Origin of the sequence: Rhizobium grahamii CCGE 502 (assembly GCF_000298315.2) — a bacterium.
GTDB classification, from domain to species: Bacteria; Pseudomonadota; Alphaproteobacteria; order Rhizobiales; family Rhizobiaceae; genus Rhizobium; species Rhizobium grahamii.
Genome location: NZ_AEYE02000017.1, coordinates 33,889 through 55,928 on the forward strand (window position 1 = coordinate 33,889; position 22,040 = coordinate 55,928).

Here is a 22,040-nt window from a genome sequence, read left to right on the forward strand (position 1 = left end):
CGGGGTTTTCGATGATGACCTCCCGATCACTGAAAACAGCAAGAATAGTAACGTGGCTAAATTAGAGTTCAATAAATGATGCAGTACGCCAGCGTACGCTGAGGCGCGGCGGTGCCAGCCACATTACGAGATCGAGAGCAGGATCCGCGTCTTTATGATGTTCAGGCAAGGCAAGCGTTTGATAGCCCGCAACGGGAGCAAATACCGCGAGTAACCCTCCACCACGCGTGAGCTGTTTTCGAAAACCCGCGTCAAGGGCTGTCTGTCCGCTATCGTACGTTGGGGAACTTCGCCGACGATCTATAACCATTCTTAACAACCCTATGGTGTCTTCGCCAGATCAGAGGGGGAAAATCATGTTCGCTTCTTTCCGTTTCATCGTTCTCGCATTTTTACTCGTTCCGGTGTCTTCGTTCGCCGCAAATGATGACTGGCGGGTAGCCAAGGCCACGAATGAGGTTCGATATTCACTCGGGGATGCCACGTGGCTCGAATTGCGGGCCGGAGACGTCTTGCCGAACCGCGCATGGGTTGAAACAGGTGCCCGAGGACGAGCCATCCTGGTTCGCGGTATCGAGAGGATCGAGTTTCAACCGAACACATCCGCGTCCATCACGACGACATCCGGCTTTTTCTCGTCGCGCAAGACGCAAATCACACAGCAAATCGGATCACTGGAGCTGGAAATCGAGAAGCGGAGCCAGCCCCATACCACCGTACAGACACCCTACCTCGCAGCCGTCGTGAAAGGCACGGTCTTCCATGTGTCCGTCAGCAAGACCGCCGCATCCGTCAAGGTCGACCGAGGTCTCGTTCAGGTTACCTCCTTTGCCAGCGGCCAGCAGGCAAATGTCGGCCCGAAGCAGTCCGCCAGCGTCGGCGCCAAGACCGGTATGAGTGTCGCTGGGCAGGAAGCCAGACCTTCGATCACCTCGGTCCCGGCGTCGGTAGCGCAGATTCCGGCCGCGGGAAGCAAAAAACTGGCCGGTGAGAGGCAGGTCAACAGCAATAACAAACCTTCGAAGGCCGATGATGGGACTAAACCTGCCAGCGATGCCAAAGGCAAGAGCCACTCTGGCGGAAAGAACATTGGCGGTGGTAGACCCAGCAATGAAAACAACGGATCGGATCGTTCCCGTGGGGCCGGCAACGGCAATGGAAAAAGCGGCGACAGCGGTCATGGAAACGGCGGGAACAACGGTGCCAAGGGCAACAACTCTGGCAGCGGAAACCACGGGAATTCCGCGAGCGGAAACAACGGCAATGGGCATGGTAGCAGCGGGAACAACGGAAACGGCAAGGGGGGCAGCGGCAATAACGGAAACGGGAAAGGGAACGGCAACGGCAACGGCAACGGGAATGGGAATGGCAAGGGGCGGTGAGGAAGGCAGCTGCGAATTTACTGCGGGTTGCCAGCAGTTTCGCTGAAGCGACCGCGTCTCGCTGCATCATCATAGCAGGGATGCTGGGTATCGCGGCGTTTTGCGCCGACCTTCGTCCAATCGTACAGTTGGACGACGCGCTGGTTGCAGAACGCTTTTACTTGGGCGGCCGCGCTGCATCCGGAAAGATCGCTTTCGTCGCGATCGACAAACGGAGCCTCGATCAGGTCGGTACTTGGCCGTGGCCGCGGGGTCTTTATGGAGAGCTGCTGGACAGACTCGTGTCTGCCAAGGTTGGCGACATCGTGCTGGATATCGATTTTTCGACGCCCTCCACTGCCGAGGAAGACGCGCTCCTTTCAGCTGCGCTGGAACGCGCCGGCGGAGGCGTCTTGCTTCCCCTGTTTCGCCAGCAAGCGTCGGCAAATTCATCGGAAACCGAGATATCAAGACCTGTCCCTCAACTCCTCGACAAATCCTGGCCGGCCTTCGCGAATGTTTCACTTGACCCTGATGGATTGGTCAGACGGTTCTCGCTTGGCGATGTTGATAACGGTATTCCAACGCCATCCGTGGCCGCGGCACTTGGCGGCGCCTCGGGAACAATGGAAAACCAGTTGGTGGACTTCTCGATCACTCCGCAAAGCGTACCAACCTACTCCCTGTCGGACATTCTTCCCGGAACGGTTGGAGACACTGAGCTTGCGGGCCGCTCTGTCGTTGTCGGTGCCTCGGCAACCGAGCTCAAGGACATCTTCCCGGTTCCTGTCTACGGCGCGTTGGCCGGCCCTCTAATCCATGTCCTGGCCGCCGAAACCCTGCTTCAGGGCCGCACACTCAAGACATTCGATCAACGACCGCTCGAACTGCTACTGGCGACCTGCCTCATCGTTGCGCTGCTTTCCTTTCGACATATCGGCATGACAAGAACGAGCGGACTGTTGGCCGCATTCGGATTGATCGGGGAGATCGCCGCATTTCTTCTCCAGAGGGACTGTGCGATCGTGATCCGGACCGCGGTACCCTGGATGCTGCTCTCCCTCGCATGGGTTCTTGCATTGAACGAGCGCATCGACCTCGGCCAGGTGGTCGCAGCTATCGCCAGGACAAACGCCAGCAATACACGGCGCCTGATGGTCCGCATCATCTCCAACAGTTCGGATGGCATTGTGGCGTTCGGCGACGACCTGAAGATTGTGGAGATCAACGAGTCGGCAAGATCGATCGTGAAATCCGATCTTGGCGCCAATCTTCTCACCGCCGTAAATGAGCGCGTCTCCAGGGCCCTTGGTGAACTGGTCCATCAGTTTGCGGCAAGCCCCGGTAAGCTTTGCTCAGTGAGCGTCCAGTTTTCCGAAAATGTGGGAGACAGCCACTTCGACTACGAAGCAATCATCACTCTTTCGCCGCTCGAGGACGCGATCTCGAAGTCCGGAAAAAGATTTGGTGGCTGCATCATCATCCGTGACATCACCACCCGCAAGCGCTACGAAGCCAGGCTCAAGCGGCTCTCCGAAGAAGATGAGCTCACCGGGCTCCTCAGTCGTCGTGAGTTTCTGGCGCGTATCGAAGGGTGCGACGGCATGGTCGCGGTCCTCGACGTCGACCGGTTCTCTCGCATCTGCTCGACATTGGGAAGAGCCGTCGGCGACAATATGCTCAGAGCAATCGCCAACCGCCTTTCTGAAAACGTGGAGGCATTGCTTGCGCGTATTGACGGTGACCTTTTTGCGATCGCATGGCTCGAGGAAATCCAGGATAAAGCGGTCCTTGCCGAACATCTCGTTTCACTTTTCGACGAGCCCCTCTTCGTAAACGATATGCGGACCAATGTCTCTGTTCGACTGGGAGCCGCCCCGCTGGGACTGACGGATCCGGAGCAGGCCTTGCGCGCCGCTGAGTCCGCGCTTTATGAGGCCAAGGCAGGGTCGACGCGCTGGACGATGTTTGACCCGGCCACGGCCCAAGCTCAGGCACGTTCCCGTCGTCTTGAAGCCGACATGCGAACAGCAATGGCAGAGCGCCAGTTCTTTCTCCTGTTTCAACCGCAGATCAATCTTGCCACCGGCAGATTTGTTGGCGCAGAGGCCCTGTTGCGATGGCGACATCCTGAGCTCGGCCTCATATCGCCAGCAGAGTTCGTGCCAATTGCCGAGACATCAGGGCTGATCTGCGAGATTGGTCGCTGGGTTCTTATGGAGGCTTGTATCGAAGCTTCAAGGTGGCCCTATGGCACAGTCGCCGTCAACGTCTCGCCAATCCAGTTCGAACGCTCAGACGTCGAAGCGGAAGTGAGGCAGGCTCTCGGGTCAAGTCGGTTGCCCACATCCAGACTTTGCATCGAAATGACCGAGTCGACCTTTCTCGACAATAATGCGCGCTCCACTGAAAAAATGGCCGCACTGCGTGCTGCCGGGATCGCTCTGGCATTGGACGATTTTGGAACAGGATATTCTTCGCTGAGCTACCTCGCAGACCTTCCGCTCGACAAGCTCAAGATTGATCAGTCCTTCATTCGCAGGTTGACGCGGGACAGCGGCGTCATGGAGATCGTGAAGGGCATCGTGTCGATTGCGCATGGTCTCGGCCTGGAGATCGTTGCGGAAGGCATCGAAGGCGCGGTTGAGATGGAAGCGCTCCAAAACCTGCGGTGCGAGACAGGCCAGGGATACCTGTTTGGCAAACCGCAGACCGCGAACGAGATGCTGGCAAACCACGTGTTACAAGAGGTTTGAATAGGGGCTCGGGCTTTAAGACGGACTGTTCGCTACACACCCTCGCGCTACTCGAACTTTATCGCAACCTCAGGACGGCCCATCGGTGGACGACCGAAAGAATCTTCGTCACTGCCGGAACGCACGCCGAACTCTTCGAATGAAGACCGCTAACACACACCAACGTCAGTCGGGCAAGTCGAAATAAAACCTTCCGAACGATGCAGTACGGTCATCGACAATGTCAAAGTAGTAAGGCTTCTCCCGTCTCGGCCGCGCCATGTAGTCCACATAATCACATCGCCAGCGGCTGTGATAAACGCGGGTGACGTCGCCTCGCTCCACACTTGAAATGCGCCGGTTTCTCGTGTCTCCGACAATCCTGCCCTCCCGGCAGTCGCTTCCTTTTCGCATGCACTGCGACAGCTCACTCGGGTCGTGCCCACTCATGAATCCGCCAGCTGCTGGGGACCAGCCTGGTGGACAATCGTCAAACTTCTCGAAACCCGGTTTGCCAGCGCCGCCTTCCGGACATATCGGCCAGGAAAAGCCCGGCCTTTTCATGGCCGAAATCAACCGGCTCATGGGGGGACGGCATTCTGCAATGCCATGCCAGGACGGATCGGACGAGGCAGCGCAAAGAAGGACTTCGCAGCCCCATTCATCGGCTGTTGCATGGTTCACGGCGGTCGACAGCATTAGAACGGAAAGAGCAAGGAGGACAGACTTCATGTCAACGGTCTCCGGTAAACGATTAACGGTCGGTGCGTTTCGGTGATCGCTTGGCATCAACAAATGGCGGCGAAATCTCAGCGCGTCGTTGGCGCAGTAAATTATAATCGGCGACAGGTCGTCGGCTGGGCGTACGATCAATGGCCTTCTGCCGCCACTCGTTCATGTCGAGGACATACGTCCCCCACATGCCATAACGCGCGTCCATGGCCCGGCTTTGCGCCAGCCGGTATGTGGCAACGGCGGTGTTCCCAGGCGCAACTCTTGCCCAGCCAACCCTTAAAAGCTCGAAAGCAAGGTCACGACCCCCGGCACGACAACGTCCGGTGCGAAGATATCCTCTCCCCCCGATCCGGCATTCGACGCGGTGGGCTCCAATCGACCTCTTCAGCCAGGCTTTTGCGAAGGCACCGCAGGGCACAGGTTTGAGGCGATCGCCAGCTGCGTCACGCACGTCGCCATTGAATGCCCATTGCGGAAGGTCGCACCCGTCGACGCCCGCGAGCGTTACCCTTAGTCCATGCTCGGGAAAGAGCAGCGTGCGCCCATCGATGACGGATGCCCTGCCGGCGAGTTCGAGCGAGCCCGAATGCTTGCGCGACGACCATGGCGGTGAATTGATCGCGTCTGCGCTGCGAGAGGTAGTCGCGGTGGTGATGGTAACGACCACCATCAAGCCGACCACCCTTAGTGGCGACACCGTTGCGTTCCACATAGCGCCGAAGGCGCAACTCGTGATGTCTTCAAAACAATTCGCGACTGTCATGGCCGCGTCCTCGGATCGGCCCACATTCCATAGCCGAGACGTCCAATCTTTTCGGCCTCCACAAGATCCGGCCGCATCGGGGAGCCGTCCTGCTTCTTTGCCAGTCTGAGCGCGCCGATAGAAAGCAGCTGTTCCTCGAAATTGTCGACGCTTTCAAGCACACCGGGGAAGTAATAATAGCCGAAGCAGGTCACGTCCTGCTGCGGCGCGTTTTCTTCCGAAACAAAAGCCCGGCAGAGAATCACCTTCGGCGACTTCAGATGAACCTGGAGATGCTGCTGCCCGAAGTCCGAGCAGCTGCCCGAAAACCCCTCCCGCTGGTTTACCATCTCTCCTTCGCACGGCTCTACGCCGTAGAGGTGCAAGGTCGTTTCGCTATCGAGGCGAACGTCAACGGCAGAAAGGGCACGAAAACCGGTGGCAGATGCATATCCCTTGCGAGCCACGACGGTGTTGGCTCCGTCGTAATACTCGATCACAAGAACTGTCTTTCCAGGAGCCGCAAGTGACTTGATGTAGGCGCGGTCGACCGGGGCCGCAGCTAGGACCTGCGATGGAACCGCAAGCATCACAGCCACCAGCGCCAAGGTTTTCGATTGATGAACCAAAACCGCTCGTCCCATCCAATCCCTATTGCACATCAGGCCAGCCCTTTGGAAGTCAGTTTGCAAACTATAACAGTTTGTTTTCGGGATTGACAAGCAGCAATTTTTGATATGTTTTCATTTTACATTAAACGCGGAGGTAGTTTAGTGCCACGCAAAAGCTGGATCCTTATTGGGGTTACACTCGCATCTCTGCAATCCGTCACGGGCTGGTCGCAACATGCCAATGCCGCTGATAATGTGGGCGCCGCAGGTGACGTCAAGCAACAAGCGGCACCTGGAGTCGTTGCCGTTACCGAGACAGAGGAGCCGGCCACTCAAATTCCGACGGGCATGGCAACCGCCGCAATCGACCACCTATCAGCCTCTCCCCTTCCAAACCATATTGGTTCGATCTCCTCTGCCGCTCACGTCAATCCTTCGATTGAAAATCAAGATATAACGGTAGACACGGGCCGAACCGAAACAGTTCATACTCGGGCTCCGTCCCCCGCCCCCGCACCCTGTGGCCCACCATCGATGTCTGTTGAAGACGTCAAGGCGCTGGTGATTGATCGTGCCCGCAGATACGAGGTGAATCCTGACTTGGCGCTCGCTATCGCCTGGACTGAAAGCCGCTTTGACAGGGTTCGCAACAGTCCAAGGGGTGCCCGCGGGCCAATGCAACTGATGCCTGAAACCGCAAGGCTCCTCAACGTCGTCGACGTTTGCGACCCCGTCCAGAATATCGATGGCGGGATGCGCCACCTGCGCGCGCTTCTCGACGAGTTCAGAAATCCGATCATTGCTGCTGCCGCATACAACGCTGGTGCAAAGGCCATCCACGACAATGGTGGGATCCCAGCCTATCCGGAGACCGTCCGTTATGTGGCCTCCGTGATCAACCACCAACTCGGTCTCACCTTTTCTACCGAGCCAACAAAGCGCGGTTCCCGCCGGGAAACCGATGTCGTCGGCCGCACGGTCATTGGCGCTCGTCCACCGCAATTCAAAGGCGGGGTCATGCAGTTCTGAACCAGAAGGAGAAGCTTATGAAGCACGTCGTGTCTCATCTTCAAAAGACCCTGACGCGAGTTATGGCCATCACCTGTGCAGTTGTCCTGGTCCAGTTGACCTTTGCAGACGTTGCGCTGGCGCAAGCGACCAATCAGGCGTTTGCTCCCCTGCAGACCGTGGTGCAGGCGGTCGTCGACTTCATCACCGGTCCCTTCGGTCGGCTCGTTGCCATCATCGCCGTCATTGGCCTCGGCTTCCTCGCCTTTGCCGGGCGTCTCAGCTGGTTCACCGCCGGTGCTGTCGTCCTTGGCATCGGTCTCGTCTTTGGGGCGCCTGCCATCGTCGATCAATTGATATCGACCGTCGGGAACTAAGCCATGGCTATGACAGAAGACGACAAGCCTCACCTGACCCCTTTGGTGATCGGTCTGACACGCTCGCCAACGCTGTGGGGTGTTCCTTACATGGCGGTGGTCATCGTCATTGGCCTGACAATCATCGCCTGGCTGATAAGCAACGAAATATGGGCGCTGGCGACCGCGCCGATTGCCTTTGCTGTTCTGTTCACACTGTGCAGTCGGGATCCACGCGCCCTCGATGTGCTGCAGATCACAACCCGTCTCACTCCAAGAACGCCGAACAGGACGTTCTGGGCTTCCAACTCCTATGGACCATAACCCATGCTTGCCGTCATCAGCCAAGAGCTCGCCTTCGGTTCCGTCCGCCAACGCGAACGACCAATGGCTCACCATATCCCCTACGTCAGGCATGTGGCGGACACGATCGTCAGCCTGGAGGACGGCGCCCTGATGAGCACGATCAAGCTGGACGGCCTCTTCTTCCAGACGGAGGATCAGGCTGAGATCAACATGCGCGCGCTCGTCCAGAACACCTTGATCCGCGCGCTTGGGTCAAGCCGGTTCTCCCTTTGGTCGACGGTCGTCCGCCGACGGCTTGATACCGCGCTTGATGGCGAGTTTGAAGATCCGTTCCTTGCACAGCTCGACCGGCGCTATGCCGCCTCACTTGCCGGCAAACGCATGTTCACCAACGAGCTCTATCTCACCGTTTTGCGGTCCGGCACACGTGGCGCACTGGCGCTCGGTGCGCGCGCCCGTCGTCTTCTTATGCGATCGTCCGGCCGCAAGTCGGAGGACGAGAACCTTCGCGAAGCGGTTGGCGAATTGGAAGAGCTTATCGGCAATATCGTACGCGATCTCGGCAAATACGGCGCCACAATCCTTGGTATCTCCAGCATTGATGGCGAGCCCTATTCAGAACCGGCTGCCTTCCTGAATACGCTTCTGACCTGCGGTGTCCCGCGCATGATGCGACTCCCGCGCATCGGTCTTGCAACCTACCTTGGAACATCACGGCTGCATTTTTCCACACGCACGATGCAGGCACAGGGCGCGACCAGAGAGGACGACCGCTTCGGCGCCCTGCTCTCCATCAAGGAGTATCCGCCTTTTACCGGCCCTGGGATGCTCGACGGTCTATTGCAGGTAAACCACGAGTTCATCCTTACCCAGTCCTTCACGCTGGTCGACAAACCCATTGCCCAGGAGAGGATCACAAGGCTGAAGCGGCAGATCAGCGCATCCGACGAGGCCGGCAGCGATGTCGAGACCGATGTCGATTTCGCCTTGAACAGTCTGCTGAACCAGGAGGCCGTATTCGGTTTCCATCATCTCTCGCTGCTATGCCTGTCGCGCGACGTGACGGGAGTCAACAGGTCCGTCGCAGATCTCGGCGCCTGCCTGACAGACATGAACATCAACTGGCTACGCGAGGACCTGAACCTTGAGGCATCCTTCTGGGCGCAGTTGCCAGGCAATCACGCCTATATCGCCCGCCGCGCATTGCTCTCGAGCGCCAATTTCACCGGGCTTTCCTCGATGCACAACTTTGCTTCTGGCAAGAAACTGGGCGTGCATTGGGGCCGTCCGATCACCATCCTGGAGACCACCAGCCAGACGCCCTACTGGTTCAACTTCCACCAGCGTGATACCGGCCATTTCCTGGTCACCGGACCGACCGGTTCGGGCAAGACCGTGGCCCTGACATTTTTGATGGCACAGGCTTTCCGGGTCAGGCCCACGCCTCGAGCCGTCTTCTTCGACAAGGATCGAGGCGCAGAGATCTTCATTCGGGCGATGAATGGTGCCTATGAGATCCTGTCGCCGGGAACACCCGCAGGCTTTAATCCGCTGCAGCTTGAAAATACCGGTCAAAACCGGGAATTCCTGCTTCGGCTGCTGAAGGCGATGCTTCGCAAGCGTCATGATGCGATATTCGACCAGCAGGAAGAAGACACTCTGGAGCGTGCCATCGTGCGGCTCATGGCCGAGCCTGCGACTGAGCGAACCCTGCCGAACCTTGCCGGACTTCTGACCGGCCGATCTCGTGCCGAGCAGAACGATCTTCATGCCAGGCTTCGTCCGTGGATCGATGGCGAAAAGGCCTGGCTCTTCAATGCCCCCCACGATGTCCTGTCGTTCAGCGACCGCCGGATCTTTGGTTTCGACATGACAAGCATTCTGGACAACGACGAGGTGCGCACACCGGCACTGATGTACATTCATCACCGCCTCGAAGAACTCTTCGATGGCACCCCGGTCATGATATTCATGGACGAAGGCTGGCGTCTGTTGAGGGATCAGACCTTTTGTGACTTCATCGTCGACAAGATGAAGACCATCCGTAAGCTGAACGGGATCGTCGGCTTCGGCACGCAATCAGCCGCCGATATCGTGCGCTCGCCAGCTGCCCACACACTGATCGAGCAGTCCGCGACCACGATCCATTTTCCCAACCCGCGCGCCGACGAAGAAAGCTATGTCCACCGCTTCGGTCTGACGGCGAAGGAATTCAATTTTATCCGCACCACCGCGCCGGAAAAGCGCACGTTCCTGATCAAGCACGGCAATGACAGCGTCATTGCGCGGCTCGACCTCATCCTGATGCAGGACCTCGTCAAGGTCTTATCCGGTCGCAAGGAAACCATCGAGGAATGCGAGCGCCTGCGCACTGAGCTTGGCAGCGATCCGGCAGCCTGGCTTGCCCGCTTCTGTGGCTGGGAGGATCAGCCATGAGTGCCTCCCCTGCATCAAGATCGCCCTTGGCAGTGATCACCTTTGCGGCGGCAGGCTTCGTTGCCGCACCCGACGTTGCCAAGGCCGATGTGCCGACGGTCGATCGTTCGGCGCTTGGCCTGCGTCAGCATCGCGAGCGGGTAACCGGCGATCTCGAAGAGATCGAGCAAAATCGCCATATCATCAATTCCTCGGTAACATGCTCCATGTATCGGCCGGCACGCCGCAACGATCCGGTGGGCGCAGCTGAGGCAAATCCTGAAATCGTTGGCCTCGTTCGTCGTATCGCGCGTGAGGAAGATGTGGACGAGAACCAGTTTCTCGCGCTGGTCTACCAGGAAAGCCGCTTTAACCCGTGTGCCCGATCAGCAGCAGGCGCGACTGGCCTTGCTCAACTCATGCCCGAAACCGCGGCAGCCCTTGGCGTCGATATCAACAACATCGAGGAGAACCTGCGTGGTGGCGCGCGCTACTACAGGAACCAACTCCAGAGTTTTGGCGGCAACGTCAACCTGGCGCTTGCCGCCTATAATTCGGGGCCAGGCAATGTCAGCAAATACGGCGGCATTCCTCCGTTCAAGGAAACACAAGGCTATGTCGCTCTCATCACAAAGGCATGGCTCCCCGCGTTTGGCGGCTCGGACAAAACGGCGATCCCTCTGAACTTTGGTGGAGGCGAAACCGCCTTCACCAACATGCGCTCCTCCACCCTTCTTGCCATGGGCATGACTGCCTCAACATCGGCAAGTCTTGGCGACGTAGCGAGCTGGTACAAGCAGCTTGGCGCGACAACACCAGGAACGGTGCAGGAAAGCTTCGATCACAATTCCGTGGCGCGCAACGCCAACCTCGAGATGATGAACAACGTCATCAAGCTGACGACCGCAATGGCCGAGCTGATCAATTCCCGCAACGCCGTATCCTCGGCCAGCCTCTCGGGCTCCTCGCGGTCATCATCAACCGACCGAATCCGGCAATCCCACGACACCATCCAACTGTGTGATCCGCGCCAAGATCTGTTCTGGAGCGACGAGGCCAAAGCCTGCGTCGAGAAACGAAGCGATGGGAAACAGGTGCAGCTCATGCTGCACCCTCAATGACGGGAGAAGATGCAATGAGACATGAACTTGTAGCCGTTTGCCTCCTGCTTGCCACGGCTCCGGCCGCCCTTGCCGACGTGCCGGTCATTGACAGGACCAACTACCAGGTGGCGAAACAGACCGCCGAGACCACGGACAAGATCCTCGATACCAACAAGAACATTCTGACGACCGTTCAGGACACGTTGAAGGCGGTCACCGGAGATCGCGCCAGCACTGCAGCTACGCTGAAGGATCTCGCCATTGGCAACGGCTTTAGTGCTTCATCCATTCCCTCCCTTGACGGTATCCTCAGGCAGGGGGCACCGAACTTCGGATCGTTGAACGGTGATGTCGCGAGAGCAGCAACAACCTTCGTCAACGGGCTGCAGTTGGTCAAGAACCTCTCGGGAAAGGATGAAAGCGCCTTTTCCGGCGACAAATCCTATGAGCAGCTCGTCAACACGGTGCTTGGCGTCTCAGCCCTTATCAATGGTTCCCAAACGGCAATCGAGACGCGCCGCAATGCGTTTCGAAATGCCGGGGCGCAAATCGGTGCGGCCGAGGACATCAAGGGATCGATCGACCAGAATACCCAGTTGCAGGTGCAATCCGGGCTGACCCTCAACGAAATGATCGGGGTGATGAATGGCGCCGTGTCATCGTTGCAGGCCGAAAACCAGCGCCGGCTTACCGACATTTCGAATACCAAGAAACTTCTGACCTACGGCAAGTAGAATGATCCAAAAGCTTTTGATCACTGCCGCAGCCTGTGCTGTTTTCCTGACTGGCTGCGGCAGCGCAAGGGAAAAGTCCGCTCCGTGCAAACGGCCAAGTCCGCTTGCCTATGCCCCCGATCCAAGAAGCGATTGCGGCGCCATGCACCGCGTCAACGATCCGGTGGCCGCGTTTGACGCGATCGGCATTGTCGATCCCGCCCGGAAGGACAGCCTGTAATGCAGGACTTCCTCGGCGACCTTCTTCAGCGCATCGAAGAGACAGGATCAAGCTTTTCTGCGCAGGCCTATACTGTCGTCGGCGATGAACTGATGCCGCTCCTTCGCGTCATGTTCATGGCCTATGTCGCCTGGTACGGTCTGCAGCTCGTCATGGGCACGTCACGACTTTCCGTCGGCGAGGTCATTGGCAGGCTCGTCAGGATGATGCTGATCCTCACCCTTGTCAGCTCCTGGGCAAATTTCGACAATCTCTTCTATCGCTGGCTCAGCGACACCCCGGAAGATGCCGGTCGCGCCATTCTGGCTGCCTCAGGCACGGGAATTACCGAGCCGACAAACGGTCTGTCGCAGATCTGGAACACCGCCAATGAAGCAGCATCGGTGTTTGCCGAACAGTCTGGCTATTTTTCCATCCTGCCGAGCATGATCGGTATCCTGATCATGACGGGTGCTGGCATCTTCATCGCCATAGCGCTTGCCATCCTCATCCTTGCCAAGGTCATGCTCTGGGTCCTGATCGGCACCGCTCCGATCTTCATCGCCTGCCTGCTGTTTGACCGGACGCGGGCCTACGGCATGGGCTGGTTCAATCAGGTGCTGACCTATGCGCTGATCCCGCTCTTCATCTACGTCATTGCTGCCTTCCTCATTGCTGCAATGGATCCGGAGCTGACGAAGATCAATGCAGCGAGCAATTCCCGGACGCTGACACTTCCCGACATTGCGGGCTTCCTGCTTCTTAGTCTCGCCGGCGGATTTGTCATGCTTTACATCCAGTCGATCGGGCAAGGGATCGCAGGCGGTATCGCCTATGGCGTCGGGAGCGCCGCGACAAGGACTTCGGCACTGCTTGGGTTGCGACTTCCGATTAACGCAGCAGGTGCAACGACAGGCGGCGCCAGGCGCGCCTATCGCGCCGGCCGGTCACTCTCGAGCCGCTTCAGGACGAGCGAAAATAATCCCGCTGCTTCCGGTGCGCGCAACGCCATGCAAACGAAAATTTCCAGGCAGGGTCTTCCCGGCTGAACGATCACAAAAGAGCTTGAACGATGACTGACAAAAGGGAACTTGATCTTCGTACCTATTACCAGAGCGGTGACATTTGGGAACAGGAGATCGTCAAGAAGGCGAAGCGGTCGCGAACGCTTGCCTGGCTGGTGACCTCGGTCTTCGCGGGCATTACGGTGCTCGCGCTTTCGGCGCTCGTCCTGCTCGTTCCACTCAAGAGCTTCGAGCCTTACATCGTCGAGGTCGACAGGAATACCGGCTATGTCGAAGTCAAGACTGGGCTGACGCGGCCAGCCAGTCTCACCGACAAACAGGCAATCACTCAGGCCAACATCGTTCGCTACATCCGCGCCCGCGAGGGTTACGATCCCTACGCGATCGAAGAGAATTTCGGGGTTGCCGCATTGCTTTCGACCGGCAATGCCGCGCGCGAGCTGCAGGAGCTTTATAGCGCCGCCAATGCGAAGAATCCGGCCAGGGTTTTTGGTAAGAACAGGAAGGTGACGACCGAAATTGCATCGGTGACGTTTCCGAACAGCTCGACCGGCATTGTCCGTTTCGCCACAAGTGAAATTTCCGACACGGATACCATCACCCGCCATTGGATTGCCGTGGTGCGCTATCGATACACCGACACACCGGCGACCAATGAATGGCGCTTTGAAAACCCGCTCGGCTTTCAGGTCTACGACTACCGGCGCGACCAGGAAACCGTGACGGAGAATAACCAGTGAGAGGCTACGCAATGGTTGCCGCGGCAGTCGCAGTTCTCGCACAGGCCTTGCCGGTTGCAGGTGCCGAGACACCATCCGCCGGCCGGCTTGATCCACGTGTGACCCGTGTCGTCTACCAGCCAGAAAACGTCGTGCGGGTCTCGGCCACCTACGGGATTTCGACAATGATCATCTTCGATGAGGACGAGAAGTTCGAGACCATAGCTGTCGGCGACACCGAAAGCTGGGACGTGGTGCCGACGGACAAGGGTAGTATTCTCTTCGTCAAGCCGAAGGCAAGGAATGTTTCGACCAACCTCAACGTCGTGACGACGAAACGGATCTATTATCTCGAACTCAACGACTTCGCGCCCGAGGACAAGAGACAGGTTTTCGGCATCCGCTTTGTCTACCCGGACCAGGACCTGAACAGGTCGCTCCGGAAAGAGGCCGAGGCGCGGGCCTCCTATCCGAACATTTCAGGCATCGACAAGGAAAACGTCAATATCAACTATTCATTCTCCGGCAACCCCGGCCTGAAGCCACTGATGGTCTTTGATGACGGCAAGAAGACCTTTTTCAGGTTCGGTGCCAAGGTGCCGGCAATCTTTGCCGTCAACAGCGATTTCAGCGAGACGCTTCGCAACGCTCGTCGCGAAGCAGACTATCTCGTCGTTGACGGCACGGCGATCCAGTACACGCTGCGCGATGGCAATGACTGGACCTGCATCTTCAATCTCGAAAGACCGGATTTCGGTGCGCCGGATCCGGCAATCCTTGGACCCTCCCTTGATGGCAAGGCAAGCATGCGTCGAAGGAGCGGCAACTGATGCAGCGTTCGCCGGAACTGGAAGCAATGCTTGCGGCCGATGAAGCCGAAGTCCGTGACGCGCAAGTCCGGAAGAAGCGGATGCTTGGCGGCACTGCCCTTGTGATTGCAGGAGCAGCCCTTGCCTATGTCTTCGCTCTTTCGCCGCAAAAACCCTCTCAAAATGTCCTGGAGGGAGACGAGGAGTTTTCCACCACGACCTTCAGACCACCGTCGTTCCTGCGCGAGGAAACCAAGCAGGAAACACCGCCTGCCGACAACATCATCCAGATCCCCGAGCCGCCTCCACCCCAACCCCAACCCGAGGCGAGCGAGTTCAACGTCCCTTCGCCGCCTGCAGCCGCGCCTGTCGACCCGGCTCCGGATGTCTTTCCAGAACGATACCGGTCAAAGCAGATCGTTGCCGACATCGCGGGAACGGCAGAGGCAACATCGGTGAACGCCAGCGAGGCCGGCGGCGCAATCGTTGCCGGCGAGGATCGCAACAGCAAATACCTCGCAGCAGCGTCTGCAATCGCCGACAGGTCGGCAAAGGCTCGCCAGATTTCCCGCATCGATGCCCTGATCCCCGAGGGAACGCTGATCCCTGGCATTCTGGAGACCGCTGTAAACAGCGATCTTCCTGGCCAGATCCGTGCCATTACATCTGAAGATGTCTATTCCTTCGACGGTCGCCGGGTTCTGATCCCGACCGGCACGCGTCTGATCGGCGAATATCAGTCGGACATCACGCGCGGGCAAAAGCGGATTTTCGTGATCTGGACGCGGTTACTGCGCGATGACGGGGTCTCGGTGCGCTTGAACAGCATAGGAGCCGACGGCCTCGGGCGTTCCGGCCTTACCGGCCGCGTCGAAAACAAATGGCGCGAGCGCTTCGGCTCCGCGATCCTGCTCTCGATCGTCGGTGCAGGGTCGTCCTATCTGACCGGATATGGCAGCAACCAGTTCTCTACCGGCAGCGATGGGTACTCCCGGTCCGGCGAGGCTGCCGATCTAGCGCGGCAGACAATCGCGCAGACATTTTCCGATATGGCCAATCAGGCGCTTTCCGAAAACCTCAAGATCCCACCGACGATCAGCGTCCACCAGGGCGAGCGCATCTTTGTCTACGTCCGCCAGGACCTCGATTTTTCCGCAATGTATCCAGATCCGGTCGAGGAAGCATTGAAGGAGATCAGGCGTGAACGAGGCCTCGATCAGAACCGTTTCCGGTAGCGACCCACACTACTTCCTGCGCCGTGCGCTGTCGCCGCTGGCGGACTTTCTTGGCGATCCATGCATCATGGAGATCTCTCTCAACCGTCCTGGCGAGGTGTTCGTCGAGCGTATCGGCGCCTCGGCAATGGAACACCATGCGATCCCCGCACTGACGGCCGCGCAGATCGAGCATATCGGAGAGCGCGTTGCAGCTGCCAGCAACCAGTTCATCAGCCGCGCCAATCCGATGTTGAGTGCAGCGTTGCCTTCCGGCGAACGGATCCAGATCATATTGCCGCCGGCAGCCCCCGACGGCGGAGCGCTCTCGATCAGAAAGCAGGTCATCAACGACCTCAGCCTCGCTGACTATCGTGACAGCGGCGGGTTGGACAAGGTCGCCGTTACCGTCGGTGGTCCGAGCGAGACCGAACAGCACCTGGCGGCGCTGCTTCAGACCGGCTCCATCCACGACTTTATCGAAACGGCAATCTTGCGCCGCGTCTCCATTCTGATCAGCGGCGGCACTTCGACCGGAAAGACCACCTTCCTGAATGCCTGTTTGAAATCAGTGGACAAAAACGAACGCATCCTGACGATCGAGGACACACGCGAGCTTTTTCCCCCGCAGCGCAATCGCGTCCATCTTCTCGCCTCCCGCGGCGATCAGGGCACCGCTCAGGTGACGATCCAGTCGCTGCTCGAGGCAGCACTGCGCATGCGGCCTGACCGGTTGTTTGTCGGCGAAATCCGCGGGACCGAGGCATTCGCGTTCCTTCGCGCCATCAATACCGGTCATCCCGGCAGTATGTCGACCGTGCATGCCGATACGCCAACGGGTGCTTATGAGCAACTCGCGATGATGATGATGCAGGCGGGCATGACGTCCGGTTACTCCAGGCAGGATCTGATGTCCTATATTCGCATGGTCATCCCGATCGTCATCCACCTCAGGCGCGACGGGGGTCGTCGTGGCGTCTCCGAAATCCATTATGCGCGGCAGTCGGCATGAGCCGCCCCTACCTCATAGCGTACTCCTGTTTCTGCCTTCTGATCGCACTCGCGACCTGGATGCTGGGCTATAGTCTTATCCTGCAAATCGTCTGGAGGGATGGGCGGATCCTTAGGCTGATGACGACAACGGACCCGCTTGCCCCCTTTCGTCAGTTTTTTGCCTATGCAGAAAACAGGTCGTTGCAGTTCGTCGCCCTGGCCGCATTGCTTCCGTCAATTGCCGCAGGGGCGTCTGCCCTAGCCTTCGGGCTGCGCCGACCAGCAAACCCGCTTGGTGACGCGGCCTTCCAGGACGCCGCCTCACTCAGACGCGCCGGCTGGCTTGGCCGCGATGGCCATATTTTCGGCAGACTGGGCAGGCGCATCCTTCGTCGCAAGGACGACCGTCACCACCTGATCATTGGGCCGACCCGCTCCGGAAAGGGCGTAGGCTACGTGATCCCGAATGCCCTGATGTTCGAAGGGTCGATGATCGTGTCAGACCTGAAAGGCGAAATATTCGAGCACACCTCCGCCTACCGGAAGGCAAGAGGCAACCAGGTCTTTCTGTTTTCGCCAGGTGCATCACGAACTCACCGCTGGAACCCGCTCGATTTCGTGCGTTCCGATCGCGGCGAGAGAACCATCGACATCCAGAACATGGCGGCAATCCTGATCCCGGAGTCTGCCGGATCAGATAATGCCGTCTGGCAGGGACTGGCCCAGCAGGTGATTGCCGGCGTCATCAGCTATGTCCTGGAGAGCCGGCATTATCGTAACCGGCGCAATCTCGGCGAGGTCAACGCCTTTTTCAATACCGGCGAGGACCTGCAGCTCCTGATGAAATCGCTGAAGGAGAAAGACAAGGATCTCTCCTTCTTCACGCTCGCGAGCTTCAACGCCTATATCGCGCTCAACGAGCGGGCGGCACGCTCCGCTCTCCTTGATATACAAAAGGCGCTGGCGCCGTTCCGTAACGAACGGGTTGTCGCGGCCACCGCCGTCACCGACATCAACATCGCTTCCCTGCAACGCCGGCCGGTGACGATCTATCTTTCACCCAGCATCACCGACATGACCATCCTTCGACCGTTGCTGACCCTCTTCGTGCAGCAGCTGATGGATCTCTTGACACGTCACCATGATCCGAATGCCGTGCCGGTCTATTTCCTGCTCGACGAATTCCGGCAGCTGAAGCGGATGGACGAGGTTCTCAACAAGCTCCCCTATATCGCAGGCTACAACATCAAGATGGCGTTCATCGTCCAGGATCTGAAAAGCATTGACGAGATATATGGAGAGACTGCCCGCCACTCACTGCTTGGCAATTGCGGCCTGCAACTCATCCTCGGTGCCAATGATCAGGCAACGGCGGAATACGCCTCACGCTCGCTCGGCAAGCGGACGATCCGCTACCAGTCGGAAACACGAACGATCGAACGCCTCGGCCTTCCCCGTCGAACCAGGGTCGAACAGATCCGCGAGCGCGACCTGATGATGCCGCAGGAAGTACGGCAAATGCCGGAGGATCGGGCAATCCTCCTCGTCGAGGGTCAAAAGCCGATCCTGGCGGGCAAACTGCGCTACCACGCGGTCGAGCCGTTCAAAAGCGCTGCGGCGCGTAGGCTCCAGGCCAGCGTCGAGATACCTGAAATCGAGTTGCCATTGGCCTCGTCCGTGCCGGATATGCTGGTACATCCAGAAGAGCCGGTGACGGGGCTCCAGCAAGGGCAAGTCCCGACAGTGGTCGAACCCATGCCGGCGCGCGTCGGCACCGCAGAACCAGTCAACCACGATACGTCCGTTGCTACGGCACGGTCTCGTTCCGTCGCGACTGCAAGCGGCCCCGGATCCGAAGCACGACTTTCCGTGACCGCATCGAACCTTAACGCCAAGGTAGCAAGAGCTCTTCGGGACACCGCTCTTACAACAGAGCAACGCGTGAGCATTCGGGATATCCTGGCAAATACGGTGCCGGATCCCGCCGATGTCGGTCTCGAATCCGCCGACGGAGCAAGCTGAAATCGCCCAAAAGACTGCCGCCGATTGTTGCTGCCTTTTTTCCTCAAGGGCACCACAAGCCCTCGGACGGACGACTAACAGACTGACATGTCGGTGACTGCACCTTGCGCATTCTATCAAGGACCTTGGAGAGCCACGCCCGTGATCTTGCCGGCCACGTCGCACGTTCGAACAGGCGGTTGTGCAAAACGAGCAGCGTGGCCCACCACCGCGGCTCCAGCCATGGCATCGTGCTTATCGGCACGAACAGCGGCCGTCACTTGCTGGCCAAGGCAGTGCGGCGTCACCCGGATCCTGTCCTTGCCGCAGCGCCAGCGCGACAAAGCGGCAACAACCTGCTGACCTGGTACTGCCCGAGCGTTGAGGCAGGACTACCAGGCCTTGGAACCACGGCCGGATGGATCGAGCGGAGAAGGCATCGTTCGGGCGGTTCGCGGTGATTGCTTGGCTGTCCGCCCCGTTTGACAGGTCGCTCCAGCGCGTTCTCGATGAGGCTTGTCTGACCCAAGACCGCCTCGCTGTGCTCGGCTCGTTCGGCCTGGCGCAACGGCCGGCTCGTTTTTCTTCCCCTGCCGGCCAGGGCCGGCATTCCTCGCGATGACAAGAAAGCCTCGACCAGGCCGTCCTCCACTTCGTTGCGGTCTTTGAAGATGCGCGCCGCCCGTCTTCGGTCTCATCGACAGCCATCGAGGACGCGATGGGCGCGGCCCGATCAACAGAAGGAATACAGCAATGGCAACCATCGGTTCTTTCACCGCCTCCAGCGACGGCTTCACCGGCACGATCAAGACCCTCAACCTCAATGTCAAAGCCAAGATCGTTCGCGTTGAACGCTCGTCGGAAGACGCCCCGGACTTCCGGGTGCTTGCCGGAACTGTCGAGTTCGGCGCCGGGTGGCAAAAACAGGCCCGCGACAGCGAACGCGACTACATCTCGGTCAAGCTGGACGACCCCTCGTTTGCAGCACCGATCTATGCGACCCTTGCCGAAGTCCAGGGTCAGGAAGGACTGCAGCTCATCTGGTCGCGCAACGCCCGCAGATAAGCCGCTGAATCGAGCCCCGCCTGATCAGGCGGGGCTTTCCCCGTGTCACCTGTTGCGCCAGCCGTTCAACTTGGCCTCGCGAACGCCGCCCAATTGGCGGCGGCTCGATCGTCGGGTCTCGCCGGCCTCGCGCTCGGCTACCTGCTTTGCCTTGCAGGTGCGAGAACCCAGGCAGCGACGTTGGTAACATTTCACAAGCGCTGCGGTGATACCCGTTTCGATCGGTGATGATGTTGGGTTTCGCCAACGGCATTCATCCCCGGCTTTGCAGCGGCAGCAGCGGCATCTCGCCATCTGCAACTCGCCAGATCCATGCCGACTGGTCGGATCGGGCGATCACCATATCCCGAAGCGACGCTTCGAATGCCTCGTCGGCCGACGGCTTGCACGATATAAAGCGCGACCCGCTGCGGCTTCATCTCCGGCAAAGTCGCATTGGCGAAAGGCTGATCGCGCGCAAGATCAAAACGCAAACCCGTTACTGATTTCGTTCGCAGGCGGGCGAGCCTTTCGACGAGCAGTCGCTCGTAGCACTCTCGATCGGCAGCCATTGTTCGCTCACGCTCATCAGTGCGATTTCGTTGACGGTAACGACGCCGGCGGCTCCGCTCGCAATTGTCGCGATCATCATCAAATGCGAAGTCTTGCAGGTGATGATCGAGGGACAGTCACGCTTCCAGCCTTTCGGCTTATCCTGTTGGGGTTTCGAAGATCTCAACAAGGGAGTTGGAAGCATGACTGCCTCTTATGATTATCATATCGGCGTCGACTACCACAAATCCTACAGCCATCTGGTGGTGCAGGACAGCAGCGGCAAGACGCTGAGATCGGGCCGGGTGAAGAACGATCGCCAGTCGCTCGGTGGGTTTCTCGAGCGCTACCGCGAGAATTCGCCTGCCGTGGTCGAGGCGACGCGCAACTGGATGGTGATGTATGACTGGCTCGACGACATTTGTGATGATGTCGTTCTCGCCCATCCATGGAAGGTCAAGGCGATTGCCGACGCCAAGATCAAGACCGACAAGATCGATGCGACGGTGCTGGCACATTTGCTGCGGGCCGACCTGGTACCCGAGGCCTGGGCGCCAAGTGAGAGATCGCGGGACCTTCGCGTCGCGCTCCGCGAGCGGATGTTTTACGTGCGGCTGCGCACGATGACGAAGAACCGCATCGTCACGGTGTTTGATCGCTATCCGGAGCAGACGGCACAATTGAAGAAGCTTGGCGATTTGTTCGGCAGGGCCGGCCGCATCCAGCTAGCGCAGGTCAACGTCTCAGAGATCGACCGCATCCAGATCGACCGTGGCCTCGACTTCATCGGCGACATTGACGTGCGGATCAAGCAATCGGAAGCAACGATCCGGGCGATGACCAAGGCCAATGCCAACGTCAAGCTGTTGAAGACGATCCCCGGCATCGGCGAGTTCTTCGCCCGGCTGATCGACGCGGAGATTGACGATATATCCCGCTTTCCCAACCCGAAGAAGCTTGCCGCCTATGCCGGGCTTGTGCCCTCGATCTATTCGAGCGGCGGCAAAACCTTTCATGGCAAGATCATCAAGCAGGGCAACAAGTGGCTGCGCTGGGCTTTTGTCGAAGCCGTCAGCCCCGCCATCGCCAGCGATGCGCAGCTTCGCGCCCAATACGAGCATCTGAAGTTCAGAGGAGTGAACAAGGCGCGTGTTGCGGTCGCGCGCAAGCTTCTGACGATCGCCTTCCAGATCCTGCGTGACCAGCGCGCCTACGAGCCGCGCGACACCAGCACCACGGAAGGGGCGTCGACGATATCCCGGCTGTCCTGATCGTCGTTTAGCGAGCCCGGAGCGCAACACGATCGAGGCCGAACTCGAACTGGCACTTGCCGAACGCGAAGTCATCTGGGCCGAACTCGACGGCCGCATAGACGGCG

At 58.8% G+C, this 22,040-nt stretch carries 19 protein-coding genes and 1 pseudogene; 17 read left to right on the forward strand and 3 right to left on the reverse strand.

Annotation, left to right across the window (positions count from 1 at the left end; genetic code table 11):
* The first annotated feature begins 356 nt into the window (after window positions 1–356).
* Together RGCCGE502_RS16805 and RGCCGE502_RS16810 are read left to right on the forward strand one after the other, a co-directional pair.
* On the forward strand, window positions 357–1,382 hold the full coding sequence (locus RGCCGE502_RS16805; RefSeq protein WP_016555378.1) for a FecR domain-containing protein: 1,026 nt from the start codon (window positions 357–359) through the stop codon (window positions 1,380–1,382).
* Window positions 1,379–4,117, forward strand: coding sequence for an EAL domain-containing protein (locus RGCCGE502_RS16810; protein WP_019280047.1), 2,739 nt, complete (start codon window positions 1,379–1,381; stop codon window positions 4,115–4,117). Before RGCCGE502_RS16805 ends, RGCCGE502_RS16810 begins: the two co-directional genes overlap by 4 nt.
* Before the next feature lie 733 nt (window positions 4,118–4,850).
* Here the strand turns inward: RGCCGE502_RS16810 and RGCCGE502_RS16820 are convergent.
* Window positions 4,851–5,594, reverse strand: coding sequence for a thermonuclease family protein (locus tag RGCCGE502_RS16820; protein ID WP_016555381.1), 744 nt, complete (start codon window positions 5,592–5,594; stop codon window positions 4,851–4,853).
* Window positions 5,591–6,163 (reverse strand): hypothetical protein, encoded by a 573-nt coding sequence (locus RGCCGE502_RS16825; RefSeq protein WP_040674837.1) that lies wholly within the window; start codon window positions 6,161–6,163, stop codon window positions 5,591–5,593. The genes RGCCGE502_RS16820 and RGCCGE502_RS16825 overlap by 4 nt, the downstream gene beginning before the upstream one ends.
* A gap of 555 nt (window positions 6,164–6,718) precedes the next feature.
* On the opposite strand from RGCCGE502_RS16825, the gene RGCCGE502_RS37980 reads away from it, so the two are divergent.
* The 14 genes from RGCCGE502_RS37980 (at window position 6,719) to RGCCGE502_RS16900 (ending at window position 20,131) form a co-directional block, all read left to right on the forward strand.
* Complete coding sequence (locus RGCCGE502_RS37980) at window positions 6,719–7,213, forward strand: lytic transglycosylase domain-containing protein (protein ID WP_016555383.1); 495 nt, start codon at window positions 6,719–6,721, stop codon at window positions 7,211–7,213.
* A 17-nt stretch (window positions 7,214–7,230) separates the two neighbouring features.
* Window positions 7,231–7,569 (forward strand): TrbC/VirB2 family type IV secretion system protein, encoded by a 339-nt coding sequence (locus RGCCGE502_RS16835; RefSeq protein WP_016555384.1) that lies wholly within the window; start codon window positions 7,231–7,233, stop codon window positions 7,567–7,569.
* 3 nt (window positions 7,570–7,572) lie between these two features.
* Entirely contained in the window at window positions 7,573–7,872 is a 300-nt protein-coding gene (locus RGCCGE502_RS16840; protein ID WP_016555385.1) for a VirB3 family type IV secretion system protein, read from the forward strand.
* 3 nt (window positions 7,873–7,875) lie between these two features.
* A complete protein-coding gene (locus tag RGCCGE502_RS16845; protein WP_016555386.1) occupies window positions 7,876–10,290 on the forward strand; it encodes a VirB4 family type IV secretion/conjugal transfer ATPase in 2,415 nt (804 codons plus the stop codon).
* On the forward strand, window positions 10,287–11,390 hold the full coding sequence (locus RGCCGE502_RS16850) for a lytic transglycosylase domain-containing protein (RefSeq protein ID WP_016555387.1): 1,104 nt from the start codon (window positions 10,287–10,289) through the stop codon (window positions 11,388–11,390). Before RGCCGE502_RS16845 ends, RGCCGE502_RS16850 begins: the two co-directional genes overlap by 4 nt.
* A gap of 14 nt (window positions 11,391–11,404) precedes the next feature.
* A complete protein-coding gene (locus RGCCGE502_RS16855) occupies window positions 11,405–12,106 on the forward strand; it encodes a type IV secretion system protein (RefSeq protein WP_016555388.1) in 702 nt (233 codons plus the stop codon).
* A gap of 1 nt (window position 12,107) precedes the next feature.
* Window positions 12,108–12,326, forward strand: coding sequence for a hypothetical protein (locus RGCCGE502_RS16860; protein ID WP_016555389.1), 219 nt, complete (start codon window positions 12,108–12,110; stop codon window positions 12,324–12,326).
* Entirely contained in the window at window positions 12,326–13,354 is a 1,029-nt protein-coding gene (locus RGCCGE502_RS16865; RefSeq protein ID WP_016555390.1) for a TrbL/VirB6 family protein, read from the forward strand. The genes RGCCGE502_RS16860 and RGCCGE502_RS16865 overlap by 1 nt, the downstream gene beginning before the upstream one ends.
* A 23-nt stretch (window positions 13,355–13,377) precedes the next feature.
* A complete protein-coding gene (locus RGCCGE502_RS16870; RefSeq protein WP_016555391.1) occupies window positions 13,378–14,070 on the forward strand; it encodes a VirB8 family type IV secretion system protein in 693 nt (230 codons plus the stop codon).
* Entirely contained in the window at window positions 14,067–14,879 is an 813-nt protein-coding gene (locus RGCCGE502_RS16875; protein ID WP_016555392.1) for a TrbG/VirB9 family P-type conjugative transfer protein, read from the forward strand. Before RGCCGE502_RS16870 ends, RGCCGE502_RS16875 begins: the two co-directional genes overlap by 4 nt.
* A complete protein-coding gene (gene virB10 / locus RGCCGE502_RS16880) occupies window positions 14,879–16,093 on the forward strand; it encodes a type IV secretion system protein VirB10 (RefSeq protein ID WP_016555393.1) in 1,215 nt (404 codons plus the stop codon). Before RGCCGE502_RS16875 ends, virB10 begins: the two co-directional genes overlap by 1 nt.
* Window positions 16,059–17,084, forward strand: a complete 1,026-nt coding sequence (gene virB11 / locus RGCCGE502_RS16885) for a P-type DNA transfer ATPase VirB11 (RefSeq protein ID WP_016555394.1) — start codon at window positions 16,059–16,061, stop codon at window positions 17,082–17,084. Before virB10 ends, virB11 begins: the two co-directional genes overlap by 35 nt.
* A complete protein-coding gene (locus tag RGCCGE502_RS16890; RefSeq protein ID WP_019280050.1) occupies window positions 17,081–19,087 on the forward strand; it encodes a type IV secretory system conjugative DNA transfer family protein in 2,007 nt (668 codons plus the stop codon). The genes virB11 and RGCCGE502_RS16890 overlap by 4 nt, the downstream gene beginning before the upstream one ends.
* A gap of 732 nt (window positions 19,088–19,819) precedes the next feature.
* On the forward strand, window positions 19,820–20,131 hold the full coding sequence (locus RGCCGE502_RS16900) for a DUF736 domain-containing protein (protein ID WP_016555397.1): 312 nt from the start codon (window positions 19,820–19,822) through the stop codon (window positions 20,129–20,131).
* 191 nt (window positions 20,132–20,322) lie between these two features.
* Here the strand turns inward: RGCCGE502_RS16900 and RGCCGE502_RS37985 are convergent.
* Window positions 20,323–20,867 (reverse strand): annotated as a pseudogene (locus tag RGCCGE502_RS37985) (DUF1173 family protein).
* On the opposite strand from RGCCGE502_RS37985, the gene RGCCGE502_RS16910 reads away from it, so the two are divergent.
* Window positions 20,866–21,933 (forward strand): IS110 family RNA-guided transposase, encoded by a 1,068-nt coding sequence (locus tag RGCCGE502_RS16910; RefSeq protein ID WP_016555400.1) that lies wholly within the window; start codon window positions 20,866–20,868, stop codon window positions 21,931–21,933. The pseudogene RGCCGE502_RS37985 and the gene RGCCGE502_RS16910 overlap by 2 nt on opposite strands.
* The last annotated feature ends 107 nt before the right edge of the window (window positions 21,934–22,040 follow it).

Excerpts from the sequence above, each read along its gene's own strand:
- RGCCGE502_RS16805 (WP_016555378.1), top strand. The coding sequence starts at position 357 with ATGTTCGCTTCTTTCCGTTTCATCGTTCTCGCATTTTTACTCGTTCCG.
- RGCCGE502_RS16820 (WP_016555381.1), bottom strand. The coding sequence starts at position 5,594 with ATGACAGTCGCGAATTGTTTTGAAGACATCACGAGTTGCGCCTTCGGC.
- RGCCGE502_RS16825 (WP_040674837.1), bottom strand. The coding sequence starts at position 6,163 with ATGCTTGCGGTTCCATCGCAGGTCCTAGCTGCGGCCCCGGTCGACCGC.
- RGCCGE502_RS37980 (WP_016555383.1), top strand. The coding sequence starts at position 6,719 with ATGTCTGTTGAAGACGTCAAGGCGCTGGTGATTGATCGTGCCCGCAGA.
- RGCCGE502_RS16835 (WP_016555384.1), top strand. The coding sequence starts at position 7,231 with ATGAAGCACGTCGTGTCTCATCTTCAAAAGACCCTGACGCGAGTTATG.
- RGCCGE502_RS16840 (WP_016555385.1), top strand. The coding sequence starts at position 7,573 with ATGGCTATGACAGAAGACGACAAGCCTCACCTGACCCCTTTGGTGATC.
- RGCCGE502_RS16845 (WP_016555386.1), top strand. The coding sequence starts at position 7,876 with ATGCTTGCCGTCATCAGCCAAGAGCTCGCCTTCGGTTCCGTCCGCCAA.
- RGCCGE502_RS16850 (WP_016555387.1), top strand. The coding sequence starts at position 10,287 with ATGAGTGCCTCCCCTGCATCAAGATCGCCCTTGGCAGTGATCACCTTT.
- RGCCGE502_RS16855 (WP_016555388.1), top strand. The coding sequence starts at position 11,405 with ATGAGACATGAACTTGTAGCCGTTTGCCTCCTGCTTGCCACGGCTCCG.
- RGCCGE502_RS16860 (WP_016555389.1), top strand. The coding sequence starts at position 12,108 with ATGATCCAAAAGCTTTTGATCACTGCCGCAGCCTGTGCTGTTTTCCTG.
- RGCCGE502_RS16865 (WP_016555390.1), top strand. The coding sequence starts at position 12,326 with ATGCAGGACTTCCTCGGCGACCTTCTTCAGCGCATCGAAGAGACAGGA.
- RGCCGE502_RS16870 (WP_016555391.1), top strand. The coding sequence starts at position 13,378 with ATGACTGACAAAAGGGAACTTGATCTTCGTACCTATTACCAGAGCGGT.
- virB10 (WP_016555393.1), top strand. The coding sequence starts at position 14,879 with ATGCAGCGTTCGCCGGAACTGGAAGCAATGCTTGCGGCCGATGAAGCC.
- RGCCGE502_RS16890 (WP_019280050.1), top strand. The coding sequence starts at position 17,081 with ATGAGCCGCCCCTACCTCATAGCGTACTCCTGTTTCTGCCTTCTGATC.
- RGCCGE502_RS16900 (WP_016555397.1), top strand. The coding sequence starts at position 19,820 with ATGGCAACCATCGGTTCTTTCACCGCCTCCAGCGACGGCTTCACCGGC.
- RGCCGE502_RS16910 (WP_016555400.1), top strand. The coding sequence starts at position 20,866 with ATGACTGCCTCTTATGATTATCATATCGGCGTCGACTACCACAAATCC.